The sequence below is a fragment of the Vibrio sp. Vb1574 genome (genome assembly GCF_033338675.1).
Genome location: NZ_JAWOTC010000234.1, coordinates 1 through 1,341, shown reverse-complemented (window position 1 = coordinate 1,341; position 1,341 = coordinate 1). Strand labels below are relative to the sequence as shown.

Genomic DNA, 1,341 nt, shown 5'->3' with positions numbered 1-1,341 from the left:
TTGACGGCAGAGCTACCTTTCGTCATATCCCAAGCTTCGGGAGCATTGATATCTGCACCAGGCAAGCCAGAGGCCTCATCCAGATACGGACCAAATAGTGGGTCATTCACCACGGTAGAATGTACTTGCCCAGTATTATTGAGCGCCCACTGCTCAGAAAAGTAGTCACTAGCATAGATACTTCCACCGAGACCTTCATTTGGAACATACTGAAGGATGTGGTTGATATCAGGTTCTGCATACAACACATTCGGGTTCTGGTTAAAACGGGCTAACTGCGCTTCCACTGTTCCAACAGGCACTTGCAAGACATGCACATCAATGCCGGAAATGACTTTGAGCGATTTGGCTCTGCTCTCACGCATCAACTCCCCTACGTCAGACGCCGCTGCACCGGGACGGAATTTAACGAGAATACGATCCACGGCATAAGCCGAAGGTGGAGCTGTATGAACGGGATGAGGATGACTATCGAGGTAAGCCTGCGGTATAGCAAGGCTTTCTGGAACTGCCGCCTGCACAATCGCAGACGACAACAATAAAATCGGCAAGGATAATGAATGATGCATGGCACTATACTCCGTGTTGGATAAGTCCCTTCCTTGACTGAGGAACTCCATTTGCCAGATGAAACAGCAGCGGGTACGACTCAGCCCCCATCAAACCTTTTAGCTTAGAATAGAAGTCTACTGACAAATTTACCAATAAGGAAAGCATCTAAGGCATGCAATAGACCGATAGCAACAGTGAGAAAATGAGTGGGTGCTAACTATTTTCTTTGAAAAAACTGAAAAATGTTTCTGGTCGGTAAAACACTGTAGCCACATAAATTTGGGAAGAGAAGAGCGTTCTAAACGCATTTTTGGACAGAAATCAGTTAGGTCTGCAGCTAACGATTACTCCAAGCACATTAGTTTTTTATTGCGGTTTCATCAATTACCTAAATCTAAGATGAATATAAATGCAAAAGTGTTCTGATTTAGCTGTGAAGAACAGACAAACGTGTACCTCACGCACTAATCACGCAGCAATGCTCTGGATTTGACCAGCCCAACAAGTGCGATGTTTGCGATAACTTCCAGAAGCCACCAATACAACTTAAAAGTTGTCCATCAGCATAAAAACAACATTTTAGTTGTTTATACATGCATAAGTCACCATCAGCCAAACATTCACATAAATAATCATTAAATTCATATAACATTAGGAGAAATAGACTTTAATACCCCTACCCCAATTCTTCGACGGCTCGAATAGTCACAATCCGAATGACCAAAAAGTCGCCAAGTAAGGAATGATTCAAGGTTCTAACAAAAAACACTCCCTTGGCAAGGGGATATT

General features: G+C 43.4%; 1 protein-coding gene. It reads right to left on the bottom strand.

The features are described 5' to 3' along the window. Nucleotides 1-569, bottom strand: a 569-nt coding sequence (locus tag R7O12_RS25105) for a S8 family serine peptidase (protein ID WP_411913096.1), incomplete at its 3' end; no start/stop codon positions are given. Between the last annotated feature and the right edge of the window lie 772 nt (nucleotides 570-1,341).